The 19,732-nt window shown below is 63.9% G+C and carries 14 protein-coding genes; 6 read left to right on the forward strand and 8 right to left on the reverse strand.

The genetic code is table 11. From position 1 onward, the window contains the following. Window positions 1-60: 60 nt before the first annotated feature. A complete protein-coding gene (locus ACWHVV_RS12745) occupies window positions 61-1,062 on the reverse strand; it encodes an alpha-E domain-containing protein (protein WP_447926573.1) in 1,002 nt (333 codons plus the stop codon). Then, the gene (locus ACWHVV_RS12750; RefSeq protein WP_447926574.1) at window positions 1,043-2,551 is read right to left on the reverse strand and encodes a circularly permuted type 2 ATP-grasp protein; all 1,509 of its coding nucleotides are present in this window, start codon (window positions 2,549-2,551) and stop codon (window positions 1,043-1,045) included. Before ACWHVV_RS12750 ends, ACWHVV_RS12745 begins: the two co-directional genes overlap by 20 nt. 257 nt (window positions 2,552-2,808) lie before the next feature. Here ACWHVV_RS12750 and ACWHVV_RS12755 point away from each other — a divergent pair, with 257 nt between their 5' ends. Genes ACWHVV_RS12755 through ACWHVV_RS12765 form a run of 3 tightly spaced genes read left to right on the forward strand, consistent with a single transcriptional unit; the run spans window position 2,809 to window position 9,323 of the window. Next, the gene (locus ACWHVV_RS12755) at window positions 2,809-6,036 is read left to right on the forward strand and encodes a transglutaminase family protein (RefSeq protein WP_447926575.1); all 3,228 of its coding nucleotides are present in this window, start codon (window positions 2,809-2,811) and stop codon (window positions 6,034-6,036) included. A gap of 33 nt (window positions 6,037-6,069) precedes the next feature. Further along, the gene (locus ACWHVV_RS12760; protein ID WP_447926576.1) at window positions 6,070-8,463 is read left to right on the forward strand and encodes a circularly permuted type 2 ATP-grasp protein; all 2,394 of its coding nucleotides are present in this window, start codon (window positions 6,070-6,072) and stop codon (window positions 8,461-8,463) included. Beyond that, complete coding sequence (locus ACWHVV_RS12765; RefSeq protein WP_447926577.1) at window positions 8,460-9,323, forward strand: transglutaminase family protein; 864 nt, start codon at window positions 8,460-8,462, stop codon at window positions 9,321-9,323. Before ACWHVV_RS12760 ends, ACWHVV_RS12765 begins: the two co-directional genes overlap by 4 nt. 20 nt (window positions 9,324-9,343) lie before the next feature. Here ACWHVV_RS12765 and ACWHVV_RS12770 read toward each other — a convergent pair whose 3' ends face one another. Beyond that, complete coding sequence (locus ACWHVV_RS12770; RefSeq protein ID WP_447926578.1) at window positions 9,344-10,051, reverse strand: DUF3581 family protein; 708 nt, start codon at window positions 10,049-10,051, stop codon at window positions 9,344-9,346. Between the two features lie 209 nt (window positions 10,052-10,260). On the opposite strand from ACWHVV_RS12770, the gene ACWHVV_RS12775 reads away from it, so the two are divergent. Further along, window positions 10,261-13,080: a hypothetical protein gene (locus ACWHVV_RS12775; RefSeq protein ID WP_447926579.1), complete on the forward strand. Its 2,820-nt coding sequence runs from the start codon at window positions 10,261-10,263 to the stop codon at window positions 13,078-13,080. A gap of 7 nt (window positions 13,081-13,087) precedes the next feature. On the opposite strand, the gene ACWHVV_RS12780 is transcribed toward ACWHVV_RS12775, so the two are convergent. Continuing rightward, complete coding sequence (locus tag ACWHVV_RS12780; protein ID WP_447926580.1) at window positions 13,088-13,807, reverse strand: trimeric intracellular cation channel family protein; 720 nt, start codon at window positions 13,805-13,807, stop codon at window positions 13,088-13,090. Between the two features lie 146 nt (window positions 13,808-13,953). Here ACWHVV_RS12780 and ACWHVV_RS12785 point away from each other — a divergent pair, with 146 nt between their 5' ends. Continuing rightward, entirely contained in the window at window positions 13,954-14,448 is a 495-nt protein-coding gene (locus ACWHVV_RS12785; protein ID WP_447926581.1) for an NfeD family protein, read from the forward strand. A gap of 2 nt (window positions 14,449-14,450) precedes the next feature. After that, window positions 14,451-15,512, forward strand: a complete 1,062-nt coding sequence (locus ACWHVV_RS12790) for an SPFH domain-containing protein (protein ID WP_447926582.1) — start codon at window positions 14,451-14,453, stop codon at window positions 15,510-15,512. An 84-nt stretch (window positions 15,513-15,596) separates the two neighbouring features. On the opposite strand, the gene ACWHVV_RS12795 is transcribed toward ACWHVV_RS12790, so the two are convergent. The 4 genes from ACWHVV_RS12795 to ACWHVV_RS12810 all read right to left on the reverse strand — a co-directional run bounded on the left by ACWHVV_RS12795 (window position 15,597) and on the right by ACWHVV_RS12810 (window position 19,731). Further along, window positions 15,597-16,901 carry a DUF2252 family protein gene (locus ACWHVV_RS12795; protein ID WP_447926583.1) on the reverse strand — a complete coding sequence of 435 codons (1,305 nt, stop codon included), beginning with the start codon at window positions 16,899-16,901 and terminating at the stop codon, window positions 15,597-15,599. A gap of 71 nt (window positions 16,902-16,972) precedes the next feature. Next, window positions 16,973-18,460 (reverse strand): sodium:solute symporter family protein, encoded by a 1,488-nt coding sequence (locus ACWHVV_RS12800; protein ID WP_447926584.1) that lies wholly within the window; start codon window positions 18,458-18,460, stop codon window positions 16,973-16,975. After that, window positions 18,453-18,680 (reverse strand): hypothetical protein, encoded by a 228-nt coding sequence (locus tag ACWHVV_RS12805; RefSeq protein WP_447926585.1) that lies wholly within the window; start codon window positions 18,678-18,680, stop codon window positions 18,453-18,455. The genes ACWHVV_RS12800 and ACWHVV_RS12805 overlap by 8 nt, the downstream gene beginning before the upstream one ends. Window positions 18,681-18,816: 136 nt before the next feature. Beyond that, window positions 18,817-19,731, reverse strand: a complete 915-nt coding sequence (locus ACWHVV_RS12810; RefSeq protein ID WP_447926586.1) for a LysR family transcriptional regulator — start codon at window positions 19,729-19,731, stop codon at window positions 18,817-18,819. Window position 19,732: the final 1 nt, after the last annotated feature.

The raw sequence follows: 19,732 nt of genomic DNA on the forward strand, positions 1-19,732 counted from the left end.
GGCAAGCGTTCGTACCGGCACGCGCTCATCGCCGGTGCCGGTGTCCGGTCAAAGCCTGGGCTAGTCGCTATCCTGCTCTCCGCTATGGCTGCTTTGCGACTGGCTCTGAGTGACCCGGGGAACGTCTTCGCTATTCACGAAATAGGTGGTGCTCAACGTCTGATGGATTTTGGCGAAGCCGACCTGCAGCTCGTCGACAAAGGCGTGTAGCTTGCTGGGCGAGTGCGCCAGCGTCTGGATATCCGCGTCGACGACATCTGCGCGCACCATCGATACCGTCGCGACCACGCGGTCCTGACGCGGCAGCCACTGAAGCTCGTGGGCGAGTATTTCGAGACTGCAGGCGATCGCCCGCGGCAGATGCGTGTCCTGGAGCAAAAAGCGCAGCACGTCCGGGCCGCGCACCCGCAGGCGAACCTGCTGGCGGTACATCTGGTAGGCGGTCAGCGACTTCAGCACGCTCATCCACTGCAGGTTCTCGAAGGGTAAAAGCTCCTCCGGGTTTTGCGGCAAAAGACTCGCCGAGCGCACATCGAGAATACGGGTGGTCATGTCGGCCCGCTCGAGCTGGCGACCAAGCTCGATGAAGGTGCGCGCCGGTCCGTGGCTCAGCGTTCCCTCGATCAGCCCGGTCAAGGTCTGGCAGCTGCGAATCACGTTTTTCAAGAAGGTGTCGCGCCGGCGCGGGCTTACCGCGTTTTCGGCGTGATCCGCCACGCTCAAATAGAGATGATTCACCTCTTCCCATATTTCTCGGGGAACCACGTCGCGGGTGGTGCGCAGGTTCTCGCGGGCGCTGGCAAGCGCGGAAAGAATCGAGCTCGAATTTTGCGTATCGGCGCACAAAAAGTGCACCACGCTCTTCTCATCGAAAGTATCGAAACGCGCCTGGTAATCTTCGAGGGTGCCGGTCATTTCGATCAGCGGCGCCCACCCAAGCGGCAGGTTGTGCGGCAAATCGAGCATCAGGTGGCTATTGACGCTCAAAAGCCGGGCGGTGTCCTCGGCGCGCTCGATGTAGCGCGCCATCCAGTAAAGATTCTCAGCGACCCGTGACAGCATGACGCTCTCCTTTCGATGGCGCGGCGCTCGCCTCGTCCTGTTCGTCCACTTCGACGATCCAGGTGTCCTTGCTCCCCCCGCCCTGGGAGGAGTTCACCACCAGCGACCCTTCCACCAGTGCGACCCGGGTGAGCCCGCCGGTGGTCACGTAGGTGTCCGGCCCGGAAAGAATGAACGGGCGCAGGTCCACGTGGCGCGGCTGCGGCAATCCGCCGGCAAGCGTTGGCGTGGTCGAAAGCGCGATGGTCGGCTGGGCCATGTAGTTACGCGGGTTGGCGCGAATCAGGTCGGCGAACTCCTCGCGGGTCTCTTTGGTGGAGCGCGGGCCGATCAACATGCCGTAGCCGCCGGATTCGTTGGCGGGCTTGACCACCAGTTCGTCCAGATGCGAGAGCACATACGCCCGATCTTCTTCGAACATGCACAGATAACTCGGTACGTTGGGCAGCAGCGGCTCTTCCCCCAGGTAGTAGCGAATCAGCTCGGGCACGAAGGCGTACACCACCTTGTCGTCGGCCACGCCCGCACCCGGGGCGTTGGCCAGGGCCACGTTGCCCGCCCGCCAGGCCCGCATCAGCCCCGCCACCCCCAGCTTCGATTCCGGGTTGAAGACCTCCGGGTCGAGAAACTCGTCGTCGACCCGACGGTAGATCACGTCCACCCGGCGGCGCCCTTCGACCGTGCGCATGTAGACGACATCGCTTTCGTCGACGAGCAGGTCGCTGCCCTGCACCAGCTCCACGCCCATTTGCTGGGCAAGATAGGCGTGTTCGAAGTAGGCGGAGTTGTAGATGCCCGGGGTGAGCACGACCACCTGGGGGTCGTCCCCCGGGCGCGGCGACATCGCCGCCAGCATGTCGTAAAGCTGGGCCACGTAGTCGTCCACGGGCAAAATCTTGCCGGAGGCAAATAGCTCCGGGAGTACGCGCTTGGTGACGTTGCGGTTTTCGAGCATGTAAGAAACGCCCGAAGGAATGCGCAGGTTGTCCTCCAGCACGTAGAGGGTGCCGTCGGCGCCGCGCACCAGGTCCGAGCCGCAAATATGCGCCCACACCTTGTGCGGCGGGTCGATGCCCACGCACTGCGGGCGAAAATTGACCGACTGCGCCAGCACCTCGGCGGGGAGAACCCCGTCCTTGACGACGTTCTGGTCGTGGTAAAGATCGTCGATAAAAAGATTCAGTGCCTTGACGCGCTGCTTGAGGCCGGCCTCGGTTTTACGCCACTCCTGGGCCGAGATGATGCGCGGGACGATATCGAAAGGCCAGGCCCGGTCGATCATCGCGCCTTCGGAGTAAACCGTAAACGTAATGCCCATGGTGCGAATGGCGACTTCGGCGGCGGTTTTGCGCTCGGCAAGCTCCGCGGCGCTGAAGTCGGCCAGCATGTTGCAAAGTTCGAGCGCCGAGGCGCGGGGCTGGCCCGGGGCGGCGATCAGTTCGTCAAAGTAGTCGCGGCAGGCGTATTGATTCCAGTTCACTTGGCTCATAGGCGCTCTCCTGGCGCGGCGACGGACGCATGGGTCCGATCAATTCAGTTTAGGCCCATCCACGGTAAAAACACTTTATTGGGTAACGTTCTGTAAACGCTCTTCAACTATCCCCCCATTAAACGCAAATTCTGCTGCAAAGTGCCTAAGCTAAGGGGATACTGACTCCCACCCATCTTTAACCAGCGACAGGTTCCACTGCCAGGCCGGTACGCTTCAGGCTTTTGACCGATACCCGCTCAACTCAAGGGTGGCCCATGACCATTCGCGTTGCCTTGCACCACCGTACCACCTATCGATTCGACCGGGCCGTTCATTTATCGCCCCACGTGGTTCGCCTGCGCCCGGCGCCGCACTGCCGCACCCATATCGAGTCCTACTCGCTCGATATCTCCGGCAACGACCACTTCGTCAATTGGCAGCAGGACCCGTTTGGCAATTTCAACGCGCGCATCGTTTTCCCCACCCCGCGCAACGAACTCACCATTGCCGTCGAACTCATCGTCCCCATGACGGTGATCAACCCGTTCGACTTTTTTCTCGACGATATCGCCCAGACCCTGCCGTTCGTCTACCCGCAAGCGCTTGCGCGCGAGCTAAGCCCCTACCTCGAGGTGGAATCTCCGGGCCCACGACTCACCGAGTGGCTGGCCCAGGTGGACAAAACCCCCGCGGCCTGCGTGGATTTTCTCGTCGCGATCAACCAGCGCCTGCAGGGTGACATCAGCTACAGAGTGCGCATGGAGCCCGGCGTGCAGAGCTGCGAAGAGACGCTGACCCTTGGCAGCGGGTCATGTCGCGACAGCGCCTGGCTGCTGGTGCAAATTTTCCGGCACCTGGGATTGGCGGCGCGCTTTGTCTCCGGCTATCTGATTCAGCTCGCCCCGGACATCAAGGCGCTGGACGGCCCGAGCGGCACCGAAACCGACTTTACCGACCTGCACGCCTGGACCGAGGTATTTTTGCCCGGTGCGGGCTGGGTGGGGCTCGACCCGACCTCGGGGCTATTTGCCGGCGAGGGGCATATTCCGCTGGCCGCCACGCCCACCACGGGCAGCGCGGCGGCGATTACCGGGTTCTCGGAAAAATGCGAGGTCAGCTTCGATGTCACGATGAGCATCGAGCGTATCCACGAAGACGCCCGGGTCACCCGCCCCTATTCCGAGGCGCAGTGGGCGCAGATTCTCGCCCTCGGTGATCAGGTGGATGACGCCCTCCACCGCGAGGACGTTCGCCTGAGCCTGGGCGGCGAGGCCACTTTCGTGTCGGTCGACGACGTCGAAAGCCCGCAGTGGAACACCGAGGCCTTGGGCACGCACAAGCGCGAGCGCGCCGAAGCGCTTTTGAACCGGCTGCAAAACGCCTTCGCAAGCGGTGGCGTTTTGCAGCAGCAAGGCGAATGGCACGCCGGCGAGGCGTTGCCCCGCTGGGTGCAGGCCTGCTACTGGCGCAAGGACGGCGTGGCCCTCTGGCGCGACCCAAAGTGGCTAGCTGGAACGCAAGACGCGCCCAGGGTATACGCCAACGACCTGCTGGCCAAAAGCTTTACCCACGCGCTTGCCGAGCAGCTGGGGGTCGAGGCGCGCTTCTGGATGCCGGCCTTCGAGGACGCCGCCTATTACCGTTGGAAAGCGCAAACGTTACCCGCCGATATCGACCCGCGCCAAATCGATCCAACCGACGCTGCCGAGCGACACCGCCTGGCAAGGCTTCTGGAGCGTGGGCTGGAGGCGGTCGTCGGCTATGTCCTGCCCCTGCGTCACGCCACTGCCCAAGGCCACCGTTGGGAAACCGGACGCTGGCCGCTCGAGCGCGACCACCTCTACCTGGCGCCGGGCGGCTCGCCCATGGGCCTGCGCCTGGCGCAGCCTGCCAAGCCCTGGGCCGCCGAGCGCCCTGCTTACGCGACCCCGTACTCGGCGCAAGACGAATTGATGCAGCGCCAGCCCAGCACCGGGCAGGCGCGGGACGAAAGCCTAGTGCATACGAGCCTTTGCATCGAGGCGCGCGACGGGCGCCTGTGCATCTTTTTACCGCCGCTGACCCATTTGGAGCACTTTTTGGCGTTGCTCGAAAGCATCGAAGAGTGTGCCCGGGAGATTGGCTGCCCGGTGGTGATCGAAGGCTACGCCCCGCCTGACGACCCGCGCCTTGAACGCTTTTTGCTCACCCCGGAGCCCGGCGTGATCGAGGTCGACGTTCCGCCCGCGGTTAGCTGGCAAACGTTGGTGGCGCAAACCGAGGGGCTTTACGAGCAGGCCCGCCAGGCGCGACTGGGCACCGAAAAGTTCATGCTCGACGGCCGCCACACCGGCACGGGCAGCGGCTATCACGTAACCCTTGGCGGCCTCACCCCAGAGGATTCGCCGTTTTTACGCCGCCCGCAACTGCTGGCAAGCCTGGTCACTTTTTGGCAGCACCACCCGAGTCTTTCGTATCTATTCTCCGGGCTTTTTACCGGCTCGGAAAGCCAGGCCCCGCGGGTGGATGAAGCGCGCTTCGAAGCGCTTTACGAGCTGGAACTCGCCCTTCAACAGATACCCCAGGACGACGCGGCAGAACCCTGGCGTGCCGAGGGGCTGCTGCGCCATCTGTTGACCGACTCGACCGGCAACCCCCAACGCGCCGAGCTCTGCATCGACCAGCTTTACCCGTTGGATAGCGATAGCAAACCGCAAGGGCTTTTAAAGCTTCGCGGCTTCGAAATGGCGCCCCACGCGCGTATGGCCCTGATGCAGATGCTGTTGATCCGCGCGCTGGTGGCCAGGTTCTGGAAAGCACCTTACCGTGCCAAACCGGTGCGCTGGGGAAGCGCGCTACAGGACCGCTGGGCTCTGCCCCACTATCTGTGGGAAGACCTGAACGACGTGCTGGACGATCTTCGCCGTCACGGTTTCGACTTCAAGCTCGAATGGTTCGAACCCTTCCGCGAATTCCGCTTTCCGGTGCACGGCCGCCTGCATACGGCGGCGCTGGATATCGAACTGCGCCAGGCGATCGAGCCCTGGCACGTGCCGCGCGACGTTGACTTCGCCGGCGCTACCGCGCGCTACGCAGGCTCCCCGGTCGAGCGCCTGGAGGTCCGGGTAAGCGGCATGAGTGGCGAGCGCTATATCGTGACCTGCAACGGCCGTCGCCTACCGCTGAAAGCCACCGGACGCAGCGGCGAAGCAGTCGCCGGCGTGCGCTACCGTGCCTGGCAGCCGCCCTCGGCGCTGCACCCGCATACCCCCGCCCAGGCGCCGCTGATATTCGACGTGATCGACACCTGGAACGAGCGCTCGGTCGCGGGCTGCACCTACTACGTGGCGCGCCCTACCGGGCGCAATTTCGAGACCTTTCCGGTCAACGCTTTCGAAGCCGAAGCGCGCCGGCTCGGCCGGTTTAGCGCAAGCGGTCATCGGCAAGGCTTTCAAATGCCCGCGATGGAGATGCCAAGCATAGAGTTTCCGTTGACGCTGGATTTACGCCGGGCTCCCCAGTAACGGGTTACTATTCCCCCTTTTAGGAACCTTTGTATGACGGCCTCTGTTACATCCTCGCCCGCCGGGCTGGTCGAGGGATATCTTGAACAGCCAGGCAACACAGTGCCCGCAGTTTTTGACGCCATGATGGATCAAAAGGGCCAGCTGCGCCCCGGCTGGCAGGAACTGCTCGATTGCCTCGACGCACTTGGCGAGCAGGGCCGCTACCGCCAGCAGGAGGATATCCAGGCGCTGCTGGCCGAAAACGGCGTGATCTTCAATATGCACGATGAGGGTCAGCGCCGGGCCTGGCGGCTCGATCCGCTGCCCTGGGTGATCGACCAGGCCCAGTGGCAGGCGCTCGAGGCGGGGCTCGTTCAGCGAAGCCGTCTGTTCAACGCGATCTACAACGATATTTACGGCGCGCGGCGCCTGTTCGACGCCGGGCTGTTGCCGATTCAGGCCCTGCTGGCTTCACCGGATTACCTGCTGCCCTGCCACGGCGCTCAGCCCGGCGGGCGGGCGCCGATCGACTATCACGGCGTCAACGTCATTCTGGACAGCGAAGGCCACTGGCGGGCGGTGAGTGACCGCCTGCAAACGCCTTCGGGCACCGGCTTCGCGCTGGAAAACCGTATTTTGATGGGCCGGGCGCTGCCGCAGATGTATCGCAACGCACCGTTAAAACGCCTGGCGAGCTTTCTGGATGCCCATCACCGAACGCTCACCGTGCTGGCCTACCAGCATCGCGATAACCCCACCGTGGTACTGCTGACGCCGGGGCCGCAAAGCCCGCGCTACTTCGAGCACGCCTACCTTGCCAACTACCTCAACATCGCGCTGGTCAAGGGCCAGGACCTGGTGGTACGGGATGGCCAGCTCTGGCTACGTACCCTGGGCGGGCTAAAGCCTGTCGATGTGGTGCTGCGCTACTGCCGCGACGCCGAGTGCGACCCGCTGGAGCTCGACGACGGCTCCGACATCGGCGTGCCCGGGCTTTTACAAACCGCGCGCACCCAAGGGGTGGCGGTTTCAAACGCCCTCGGCGTTGGGGTACTCGAAAGCAGCGCGCTGGCCGATTACCTGCCGGCGCTTTGCGAGCACCTTCTGGGAGAGCCACTATTGCTGGCCGCCGCCGATGCGCAGACCGCCTCGGCAACGCTGCCGGTATTCGATGAAAAGCTCAAAACCCTCGGCCCGGCCACGTTCAACCTGCGCTGCTTCGTGGCCCGCACGCCCAGAGGTGCGACGGCCCCCGGCGCCCCCCGCGAGGAGTACCGGGTCATGCCCGGCGGGCTTTGCTGGCAGGGCGCGCCGGGCGCGCCGTCGCTCGAAAGCCCGGTGGTGAAGGATGTATGGGTGACCGCGGCCAGCGCCCAGCCCCACGTAAGCCAGCTCAAGCAGGCCCGCGGACCGATCGTGGTCACCCGCGACAACGAAGACCTGCCCAGCCGCGTGGCGGAAAGCCTTTACTGGCTGGGCCGCTACGGCGAACGCCTGGATAGCCGCGCGCGGCTTTTGCGCGAGGCACTGTTGCGGCTCATGGAGTACGACCAGGACGCCATCGCCGACCAGGTTCTGGACGAGCTTTTGCAAGCGCTCGACCTTTGCGACAAGCCAGAAGCGCAGGGCGCATCGTCTACCCGCCCCGCCGGCTTTTTGGCCAAGCAGACGGCGCTGCTAGTCCAGTTCGACAGCAGTGATCACCGCGCGCTACAGCCGCTTTTCTCGCAGCTTTTGCACAACGCGCAAAGCGTACGCGACCACCTGGGCGACGACTCCTGGCGCGTGATTCACCAGCTTCGCCACCAGCTCGATACGCTACATCCAAGTCTTGATACCCGCGGCGCGCGGCGCGCCTGCGAAAGCGTTTTTGCCCAACTGGCGGCTTTTTTCGGGCTTTGCAACGAAACCATGCCCCACCACTACGGCTGGCGATTTTTAGACATTGGCCGCTTTTTGGACCGCGCGCTGGGGCTTTTAGAGCTTTTGAAGCTCACCGTGAATGCCTTGCCGGAGCGCCGCCTGGCGATGTGGGAAGTGGTGCTGGCCACCACCGACAACTTCACCGCCTACCGGCGGCGCTACCGCAGCGAGCTTCACCCGGCGGCCATCATCGACCTTTTGCTGTTCGATGAGACCAACCCCCGCTCGGTGGGCTTCATGCTCAAGCGGCTCAATAAGCAGGTCGAGCGCCTGCCGGGTAGCGCCAGCCCTTACCGTAACGCCGAGCGCCGCCTGCTGATCCAGGCCAACGCTGCCCTTCACCTGGCCGACATCGACCGGCTCAGCCACCTAAGCGACACCCCGGAGGCGCAGCAGGCGCTCGGACAGTTGCTCGACGAGCTGCTAACGCCGCTCAACGCCCTCTCCGATGCGATCAGCCATAGCCACTTCAGTCACGTGGAGCGCGCCCGCCAGCTGGTCAACATGGAGCGCGACGAATGAAGTACGCCCTGCGCCACACCACGCGCTATCACTACAGCGCGCCGGTCACGCTATGCCATAGCGAAGCACGGATGCTGCCGCGCAAAACGCCCCACCAGCAGTGCGGCGCCTCGACGCTTGCCATTACGCCCACGCCCCACCACCAGGCCGAACGCCGCGACGTCTTCGGTAACCGGGTGCTCTATTTCGCGGTAGAAGCGCTTCATCAAACCCTCGATGTGACGGTGACCACGCCGATCAACACGCGGGCAATGGGCGCGTTGCCCGCGGCCTCGACAAGCTGGGAGCACACCGCCGAACTTTTAAAGACCACCCCGCGCTTCGAGACCGAACTTTACCGACTGGACTCGCCCTTCGTGCGGCGAAGTCAAGAGCTTGGCGACTTCGCTCGGCAGTGCTTTACCCCCGGTCGCGGGCTCATCGACGCGGCCATAGCGCTCAATGGCTACGTGTATGAACACTTCGAGTACGACCCCAGCTTCACGACACTAGCCACGCCGATCAACGAGGTATTGGCCAACCGCCGCGGGGTGTGTCAGGACTTTGCCCACTTGATGATCGGTGCGCTGCGCTCGATCGGGCTGGCTGCGCGTTACGTGAGCGGCTACCTGGAGACCGAGCCGCCACCGGGCCAGCCCCGGCTGGTGGGCGCGGATGCCTCCCACGCCTGGCTTGCGCTCTGGGTTCCCCAGTGGGGCTGGCTTGCATTGGACCCGACCAACGGGACGCTGGCCGGTGAGCGCCACCCGGTGGTGGGTTGGGGGCGCGATTATTTCGATGTCGCCCCGCTGAAGGGGGTGATGAATGGCGGCGGCGGCCACCACGTAGAGGTCGAGGTGGACGTGCTGCCGCTAGGCTAGACACCCGCCCACCAGGCGGCTCAGGCGGCCTCGTAGGCCGCTTTCAGCCGGTAGAACTCGTCGACGATGGCCGACATCTGGTCGTCGTCGTAGTCACAAAGCCCGCTGACCACGAGCTTTTTGGATCCGACCCCGACCGACTCCCCCTGGGACTCGATGGCAAACTCCAATAGCGCTTCGGCGCGCTTGCCCTGAACGCAAAGCGACGAGTCGGTCAGCGCCAGGTTGGGCGTAAAACCGTCCAGACGCGCCAGCGAGAAGCCCATGCTGTCGTAGATCACCAGCGGGCGTTTAGGATTGAACATGACGCCATGCTCTTCCATCAGCGGCTTCAAGTAGTGCGGGAAGTTCTTTCCCGAAAACGCCACGTAGCAGCGCGCGAAGCCTTCGACCACGTCCGGCTCGAAGGTGACATCGCCCTGGCGGGTAACATGCAGGTAGCACTTGCCCGTGTCGTCGCATACGCGGATCTGGCCGTCGTCGGCTTCGCAAAACTTCAGCGGTGTCTGTGCCGCGACCATGTTGGTGAAGCGAAATTCCATGTGGCGCGATAATCCAAACCTGGCTAAAACGAGTGTGAATAGCAGGTCACCGGGCACGCAGAAACGCCGCGCATCCGGATTATGGATAGGGTTGTAATCGCCGGCGACGCCTTTGGCGAAACGGCTGGCCTGCTCGGCGGAGATCACCACATAGTCCCCGCGCTGCGTGTAAAAATCCTTGAACATGGCTTTGCTGCCTGCCTAGCGTTGAAATCGAAAACCCATCTCAGTCCCTTGTCGCGCATAATGCCATAAAACATGCGCCGAAAGGAGCCATTATCAAAAGCCGATCGTCCCGCAAAACCGCTCCTTACCCGCGATGGCTACTGGCACTGATTATAGTCCTAATCAGCGCTTTCGTACTTTCTGTTACCTGGTGGCTTGCCACGACCCTGGTGCTCAACAGCCAATGGATGGCCGGTAAGCTCTCGAACCTCGACGGCGTCGACATTCATTGGCAGCGCGCAACGAGCCCCCACCCGGGCCAGTGGGAGGTCGAAAACCTCACCCTGACCCGCCAGGACCAAGCGCTTCCCGTTAGCCTCGAGGCCGAACGCGCTACCCTTTCGCTCTCTTTGCTGGCGCTATTACGCGGTGCGCTGCACATTCACGCCCTGGACGCCGAGGGCATACGCCGCTTTCAGGTAGGCGATATCGCCCTGGAAGCCGAAGGCGAGCTCCACCTGCGAGACAGCGAGCTAAGCGGCGACACGCTGGCAGCCCGTGAGCTCATGCTAGCCGTCACGCAAGGCCGCCTTTTGCGCCCAAGCGATGGCGCAATACTCGCCCGCGACATCCAACTGAATGCCCGGGCCACGTTGGCGCCCGTCGTCACGCGCCTTGATAAGCCGCAAACCCTCACCCCCGCCCTGCTCGAGGCACTTTCAGCGCGGCTGGACGCCTCGGCCAGCGCCGATGCCTGGGATGTCTTCATGCCCTACCTCGAGGCGCTTCCCTGGCTTGGGCTTTCCGGCAGCGGCGCCCTCGAGGCCTCGCTTGGCCTTGATAACGGCGTGCTCACCGAGCAAAGCGAGCTGGTTCTGAGCGCGCCAGCGCTTCGCTTTAGCGTGGATACCGGGCCACTGCTCGATGTGGCCCAGTCGCAAAGCGACGCCATACAAAGCGCCACGGGAAACGGCCAGGTACGCCTGGGGGTGGACGATAGCAAGCTTCACTTTTTGGCCACACTCAAGGACGTCGTGCTGGCCGACAGCGCCCCTTATGCCACCGATACCGCGCTAAGCGTGGCGACCTCGATACCCAATCGGCGCATCGACCGGCTCGCGCCCCCCAACGGCGCCACACTCGAACTCGACGGCCGCGTTACGCGGCTGGACATTCTCGACCGCTACGCCAGCGCCGCCGCCCCGGCGCCGCTGGCCTTCACCGGCCAGGGGCGGCTGCGCGCCTACGCAGAGGTGCAGGACGCCGCGCTTTACCGGGGTGAGATCCGCATCGAGGCCCAGGCGCTAAGCGCCGCCTATCAGGCGTTTCAGGCCCGAGGCGACGGCGTCCTTACCGCCGAGCGTCTACCCAATGCGCCGCTAAAGGCGCGGCTCGCCCTCGATAAGGCCACCCTGTCCCATCACGAGCGCACCCTGCTGGCGGATGCCGAGATAGCGCTGGACCTTGAAAGCCCGCTGGACGACGTGGGGCTGGAGCACGTTAGCGCCAACCTTGCCTGGCAAAACGCACGCCTGCCAAGCATTGCCGCGCTCACCCCCTACCTTGACGCCGCGCTGCCAGAGCCCGGCGCGCTTGCCCTCGTCAGCGGCCAAGCCCGCAGCCAGGGTGCGCTCTTGATCGACAACGCCCTGTTGAGCGGCGAAGTAACGCTTGCCGGCGAACGCTGGGTCACCCGCCTGGCCGATGATACCCAGCCGCGCACGCTGACAAGCGACGCCGAGCTTGCGCTCACGATCGCCAGCGCCTCGCTCGACGGTGAAACCTTCGATTTGAGCGGCTCCTCGCTTCGCTGGCAGGTGGAAAACGCCGACGCCCCGGGGGAGCGCCTGGAGAGCGCGCTGCTGCTTCGCCAGGGGCTTTTTCAGCGCCAGGGCGGCGTTACCGCGGGGCAGTTCAACCTGCAAGGCGGCGTTCAGCAGCTCGGCTTTTTGAACGCCTTTTTGCCCGAGGGCCACGGCCTGGCGCTGGCCGGGCGCGGCGAGCTCTTTCTGGACGGCGCGTTTCGTGGTGCTGAGCTACTCGCCCCCACTCGGCTGCGCGTCAATGCCAACGCTTTAGAAGCGCACTTTTTGGACTACGTGGCCGCCGGCCGGGGCGAGCTGACCGCCGAGATCACCAGCGCCGACGACGCCTCGCTGACGCTGGGTATTCCCCAATTCACGCTGCTGCGCGAAGGCGACGACCGCGCCGCACTCGCCGGGCGCCATCTAGCGCTGACCACCCAAACCGCACATTTTCGCCAGGCCCGGCAGTCACCGTCCCCGGAACACTTCACGACGCGCATTGCGCTGCCGGTGGTCGAGGTGCCCGACATCACCCGCTACAGCGACTACCTGCCGGATACCGACGGTTTCGCGCTGCTGGGCGGCCAAGCAAGCCTTGAAAGCGAGTGGCGCCTGACCGGCTACCAGGCCGAAGGCGAGATCACGCTGCGCGCCTTCGGGACCGAGCTTTCACTTCTCGAGCAGCGCCTGCGCGGCGACATCGAGCTTCACCTGGCGCTCGGCGAAGGCGACTGGCAAAGCCGGCGTTTTCGCGCAAGCGACTCCTACGTCAAACTCGAAAACGTGTTCCGGCTCAGCGAGCAAGGCGCCCAGGACGCCGGCTGGTGGGTGCGCCTGGCGATGACCGATGCCGCGCTCACTTGGGGCGAGCCCATTCATTTGGAGAGTTCGCTGCGCCTTTCCATGCGCGACTCCGGCCTGTTGGCGCGGCTCTTTTTGACCCGCGCGCGACAAAACGACTGGTTGGGCCGGCTGCTCGACGTGCGCGGCATCGAAGGCGAGGCGCAGCTTGATATGAGCGGCGAGCGTATCGCGCTTCACGGGATCACCCTGCGCGGCGGGCCGCTGCTGCTGCTTTCGGATATCACCCTCGAGCAAAAAAGCGTCAGCGGCGGCCTCTATGTTCGCCTGGGCGCGCTTGGCCTGGGCGTCGAGCTGGTGGAAAGCGAACCCAGCCTGCGCCTTTTGCAGCCCAGGCGCTGGTTCGACCGCTGGCGCCAGGCCAGCCGCTACCCACGCCCGTGACAGTGGGTCAGCGCTTGCGCTCAGGGCGCTCCCGGCGAATCATGCGTACTCGCTCCCGGGCCTTTTGCGAGGTCGACAGGGGCGCGCCGCTGTCATCGGCTTTGGGTGCCACGTTGACCCAGGCAAACTGCGGCAGCGCCAGGTGCCAGCGAATGGCGGCCAGGCGAAGGCCCAACGTGACCGCCAACGAGGCGGCGATAGTGATAGAAAGCGGCGCGGCCAGCGTGTAGAGCCCCGCATAGACGATGGCGCCGGCCATAGCGGCGGTGGCGTAAATTTCCTCGCGCAGCACCATCGGCACGCGCTGGGCGAGCAGGTCGCGCAGCATGCCCCCGGCCACGCCGGTCATGATCCCCATGACCACCGCCACCACGCCCGAAAACCCTAAAAAAAGTGCCTTGTGCGTGCCGATCACCACGAAAAGCGCCAAGCCGAAGGCGTCCGCGACGGGCAGAAAACGCCGCGAAAGACGATGCATGTAGTGAAAGCCCAAAAGCGATACGCCGACGGTCGCCAGGATGACCCACAGATAGGTCGGGTCGCTCACCCAGAAAACCGGGTGAACGCCGAGAACCAGATCGCGCAGCGTGCCCCCGCCGATGCCGGTCACCGCCGCCAGCACCAGCATACCGAACGGGTCCATTCGCGAACGACAGGCCAGCACGACCCCGGACAGCGCAAAGACGATAACCCCGGCCATATCAAGCCAATACACCACTCCCGACACGTGACTCTCCTCGTGATTGCGCGCACCCAAACAGGGCGCACGGCGGCTTTTATTGCGGTAAGCTAGCATTAACGCGCATTTTTACCTACGCGCGAGCGCCATTGGCTGACGGTTTGAAACGGCGCCTTAACGAAGGAGGAACGTCTATGGAGTGGAACCCCGCCTACGGCTGGCTGGTGCTGGCCCTGCTGCTTAGCCTGGCCGAGCTTACCTCCGGCGCGATGCTGCTGCTGGCGCTGGGCGTGGCCGCCGCGTTGACGGCGATGGTCACCCTATTGGGCCTTAACTTTCCCTGGCAGCTCGTTAGCATGGGCGTATTTGCCGGCCTGATGGTGCCCCTGGGCGTGATGGTCATACGCCCGCGCTTTTCACCCCGGGGCGTGGCTTACGGCACGACCGGCACCGGCGTAGAAAAAGGCAACCGCTACACCACGTTAAAGCGCGATTACGATAACGCCACGGGCATCAAGGTCAACGGCGACTTCTACCGCCTGCGCGTGCTCGAAAGCGGCGAAACCGAACTTCCCGCCGGGTCTCCAGTGATCTTCAAACGCTTCGAAGGCACCACTGCCCTTGTCGTGCTTACACCCCCACCCGAACCTTCCTATCCCCCTGATAACGCCAACCACGAGGAACCCTGACCATGGATCTACCTATCAGCCCAGGCTTGATCATAAGCCTCATCATCGTCGTGATCGGTATCACGATCATCGCCAAAGGCCTGGTGATCGTTCGCCAGTCCGAAGTCATGGTGGTCGAGCGCCTTGGCTCGTTCAACCGCGTACTGGAAAGCGGGATCAACATCATCATCCCGTTCATCGAGCAGCCCCGCGCGATCACTATGCTGCGCTATCGCAAGCTCGGTGAAGAGTACCAGGCGATCACCACCGACGAGACGCGCATCGACCGCCGCGAAACGGTCATGGATTTTCCGGGTCAGCCCGTGGTGACCACCGACAACGTCACGGTGCGCATCAACGGCGCACTCTACTTCCAGATCATCGACCCCAAGCGGGCGGTGTACGAGGTGGCGAACATGAGCCAGGCCGTCGAGGTACTCGCCAAGACGACGCTGCGCTCGGTGGTCGGCAAGATGGAGCTCGACAAGCTGTTCGAGTCCCGCGCCGAGGTGAACAACGAAATCCAGGCGGCGATGGAAGAACCCGCCTCCAAGTGGGGGGTGAAGATCTCGCGGGTCGAGGTGCAGGATATCGCCATGCCCGACGAGGTCGAAACCGCCATGCGCTTGCAAATGGCCGCCGAGCGTAAGCGCCGGGCCACGGTGACCGAGGCCGAGGGCGAGAAATCCGCGGCGATCGCCATGGCCCAGGGCCAGCGCGAGTCCGCCATCCTCAACGCCGAAGGCGACAAGCAGTCCGCGATTCTGCGCGCCCAGGGCGAGCAGGAGTCGATCAAGCTGGTGCTCAATGCCATCGGCGAAAGCGAAGACGACAAGCGTACCGTGGTGGGGTATCTGCTGGGCCAGAGCTACATCAAGGTGCTGCCCAACATGGCCAAGGACGGCGAGCGCGTGTTCGTGCCCTACGAATCCTCGGCGCTTTTGGGCTCGATGGGCATGTTCCGCGAAATGGCGGGCTCCCCGGAAGACACCGTGAAAAGCCACCTGCGAAACAGCGATTTCACCCGAGCCGAGCGCCAAAGTGCGTTTCAAAGCGGCGTGGTGGGTGGCGCCGCCGGCCAGTAAAGCGCCTGGGCGCAGGTTCTACTAAAAGCGCCTTATCGAAAAGCCGAGCCTCAATGCTCGGCTTCTTTATGCCGGCTGTCCTGGTCAGCTAGCGCTTGTCATGAAGTGTTCGATAAATAGCCGGTAATCCTGCTCGACGCAGTCGGCATAGCCTTTGGCAAAGCGCGACACGCTGTCGATAAACGCGGCCTCGCGCCCTTCGATACGCTGACACACCGCATCGGCGAAGCCTTCCTCCCCTCGCGCCAGCGCTTTGGCCCCCTGCACGTGCAAAGCGGCGAGAATTTCGCCCCATTGGCGCGCAAACTTGCGATACGCCTTGGCTCCCTTGAGCTTTTTGGCAGGTAGGCGTTTGGCAAAGCCGGGCATGCGGCGCACACCAAACACCCGGTCGTTCAGCGTCAGCCAGCCCAAATACGCATCGTCGTGAGCGGCCAGGGCGTGAAAGGCGGCGGCGTGGCGCAGCCCCTCGTTGGGGAAGAGCTTTCGCCAGCCCTGCTGGTCGGCCTTGCCCAGCAGGTGATACGCCTGGGGCGGGCGCTGCTCCCTGACCTCGATCAGCACATCGTCGTGCTGGCCATCGCCTCCGCCCTCCAGCAGCACGTAGTAGTGCTCGAGCCCCGAGGCGTTTAGCCGCCGGGCGGTATCCTTCACCCGAAAGTGGTTCGCATCCCCCTCCTTGGCGCTGGCTTGCAGGGTTTGTTGGTATTCGTTTTCGATGATGCGCTTGAGCTTGCTGGCCACGTCCGCCGGCAGGTTGGCAAGCTTGCCCGGCCGCGCAGCGAACTGGCGCCCTTTGGTATCCGTAAGCTCGGTCCATTTCTCCAGCGAGCGCTGGGGGTGCTGCTTGTCCGCCACCTTGCCGAGAAAATCCTTGAGCGGGCCCTTGGCGCTTTTCAACCCGCCCCCCTTGAGGGGTTTACCCTCGCGGTGCGCGCTCAAGGCTTCAAGATAGCCCGTGGCGAGCTCATTCAAGGCCTGGTCGACGGCCTTGGCGGAGAGCCCGGCGTTTTCCCGCGCTTCCAGCACCAGGCTGGTGGCCAGGCGCCAAAGATCGAACTGGTAGTCGCCGATCAGAGCGTGGTCCACACCCTGTAGTCCAAACCGGACAGGCTCGCCAGGGTAGGCCGATGCAGCAAAGCGGCAAAGCTGAGCGTCGCCGTGCAGCCAGGTTTGCGTTGCCGGCCAGCCGCCGAATAGGGTAAAGCGCCAGTCGCTCCACACGTCCTGCCAGTAAAGGACGTCCGCGGCGTCAAAAAACCGCGCCGACGAGGCCGCCATTTTGGCGAATTGGGTCTGACGCTGGGCGCTGGAAAGCGCTTCATTGGCGCCATAAAGCGCTCCGATGACCTGTTGAGGGCGATTGCGCCCGGCTAGCCGTTGGCTCATGGCACTGCCTTGTTGGGTGAACGTTGTCGATACATGCTGACCCTCCATCCTCGCCTTTTTTCATTAAAGGATTAAGACAGTGACCTGCCTTGCCGAAAGCCCCGGGGGGCGGCGATGCGGAAAAACCGCTCGACCACGCTCGCCTCGACCGCCGGTGTGACAAGCGAGACCGCCACGAACACCGGTAGGTTGAGCATCAAGCCCCAGAAACCGGCGTGAATCCCCAGCGGATGCGACCACACCGTGGTGAACGCCACCGTGATGACGAACCCCGCCAGAATCCCCGCCATGACGCCGAGCTTCGAAGCCCGCGGCCAGAAGAACATGCCGATGAACGCCGGCAGCACTTGCGATGCAAAGCCCAGTCCCACGAGCAAAATCATTACCAGGCTGCCCGGCTCGGCAATCGCCAACGGGGCGATAATGAAGGCCATGACCGGCAGCAGCAGCCAGCGGGCCAGCTTCGCGGTGAATGCATCGGAAAGTTTAAACAGCGGCTGCAGCACATCCTTGGTGGTCGAGAGCGCCACCGAGTGGATGAACGGCTCGCTCGAGGACATCGAGGCGGCCAGCGTCCCCGCACCCAGAAGCCCGACCAGCACCACCGGCAGATGCGCCATGGCGTACTCCAGCACCACGGTGTCGGCCCGGGCCAGATCCGGCAGCGAGTAGATACCGATAAAGCCGACCACCACCATGGGCAGGATCACCACGTAGTAGGTCGGCAGCCAGGTGGCGCTGCGGCGAATGGTGCGTGCCGAGCTTGCGCACATCCACTGGGTCCACACCGGGGGCATGAACGAGAACATCGAGACGATGATCGACGTGGTCCAAAAACTGAAGCTCATGTCGCCGCCGGCACCCGGTAGCGTGAGAAACTCGCCGTGATCCGCCTGAATACGCTCGAACACATCGGTAAAATTCAAACCACCGGTCGCACTGTGTACCGCCCATAACCCAACCGCCCAAGCCACCACCAGCATGAGCGCGCCCTGAAAGGCGCTGGTCCGGCCGATGGCACGCTGGCCGCTGACGTAGAGATACACTGCGATGCAGGCAAGCACGATGATCACGCCCAACCAAACCGGTATGGCGCCGCCGCTCATCACGAACAAAATGTAGGCCGAGCCCACGGTCTGCAGCACCGCGTAGGCGACAGACCCTACCGCCATGACCAGCGCGGCCAACGCGCCCAGCGCCGGGCTCTGGTAGCGATCCGCAATGGCGCTTGCCTGGGTCACGTGGCCAAACTGCTCACCGAACTGCCATACCTTGGGGCCGAAGTACCAGGCCACCAGCGCCAGATACGCGAGATAAATCGCCACGTAGAACACCGCCACGCCCTTGGAATAAGCCCAGCCCGGCGCGCCCATGAAGGTGTAGGCGCTCACGCTGCCCGCAGCAATCAGTAAGTAAAGCGTGACCGGCCCCATGCTGCGCCCGGCCACGCCCCACTGCTCGAGGGTATCCATGCGGTGGCCGGCGCGCGCCCTCAAGCCGATCGTCATGGCGATGGCGACGTACCCAAGCGTAATGACCAGCGGCCAAAAACTATTCATGGCCATCCCTCTCGACGATCCGGTTGCCCGCAAGCATCACACCTACGCAGGCGAAGATGACCCCGTAGCTCCACACGATCAAAAGCGGCAGCCCCCCTACCAGTACCCCCCGGTTGACCAGACCGATCACAGGCCAGGTACCGGCCAGCACCAAAACGATAAAGGCGATCAAAAGCCCCCACCCGGCACGGGAGGTGGGCAAGACGAACGAACGTCGCATAACGGTTCCCCTGATGTCGCTATTGCGTCAGCGTTGATGATTCATGAGATGGCAAACAGCGCCCTGGACACACAGGCGCACACCAGTGCACCTAATATTTCAATTTTTATAAGCGTGTGTCCACTTTTTGTGTGCGCTATTGGTCTAATGCGGCGTTTAGAGCCTGGAGGGAGTCGGTTAGAAGGGCGAGGCAGGTGTCCACCGCGACGCTTTGCGTGCGGTGACGATAGATGCATAGATCCATACGGGCAGGCTCCAGCTCGTTGGGCCCTAGCGGTACGCTGACGAGTTCACCGCGCTGGCACTCGCGGGCCACCGTCATGGGCGGCAAAATCAGCACCCCCGCCCCGTTCAGCGCCAGCGCTTTCTGGGTTTCAAGCGAGGCGGTATCGAACGATGGCAAGAGCTGAATGCCCGCCCGATGGGCGCTGCGCTCGAAGGCCTGGCGGGCACCGAACGTCTCGCCGGGCAAAATGATGCGGTGCCCGGCCAACGCCTGGAGCGAGACTTCATGAGCGCTTGCCAAAGGGTGATCCGCCGCCATGACGGCGTGATGCTCGAGCCGCGTGCTTTCCAGAACGACGATATCGTCGTGGCGCGGCGTGAAAAACGAAAGCCCGATATCCGCGGTACCCAGACGAAGCTGCTCGACGACCTGCCCGGCGCTGGTAATGGCGATATCGAAACGTAGCCCCGGGTAGCGCCGCCCCATGTCGGCCAGGGTGGGCGCCAATAGCCCGGCCACCACGCCTTCAGCGGCAACCAGGCGAACACGCCCGGTACGCCGCCCCTGCAAGTCGGCGATATGCTCCTGAACGCGCTCCATATCGCGAAGGGTATGCCGGGCCTGGGCGGCGAGCAGCTCACCTGCCTCGGTCAGCTGGATGCCGCCAGGGCCGCGCTCTAAAAGGGGCGCACCCAGTTCCTGCTCCAGCATGTCGATCTGGCGGCTGATGGCCGTCGGCGCGATATTGAGCCGGGCCGCCGCCTGGCGCAGCGAGCGGCATCGCGCCACGGTATCGAAATAGTGCAACGCGCGGCCGCTGATCATA

The organism is Vreelandella sp. EE27 (genome assembly GCF_968206495.1).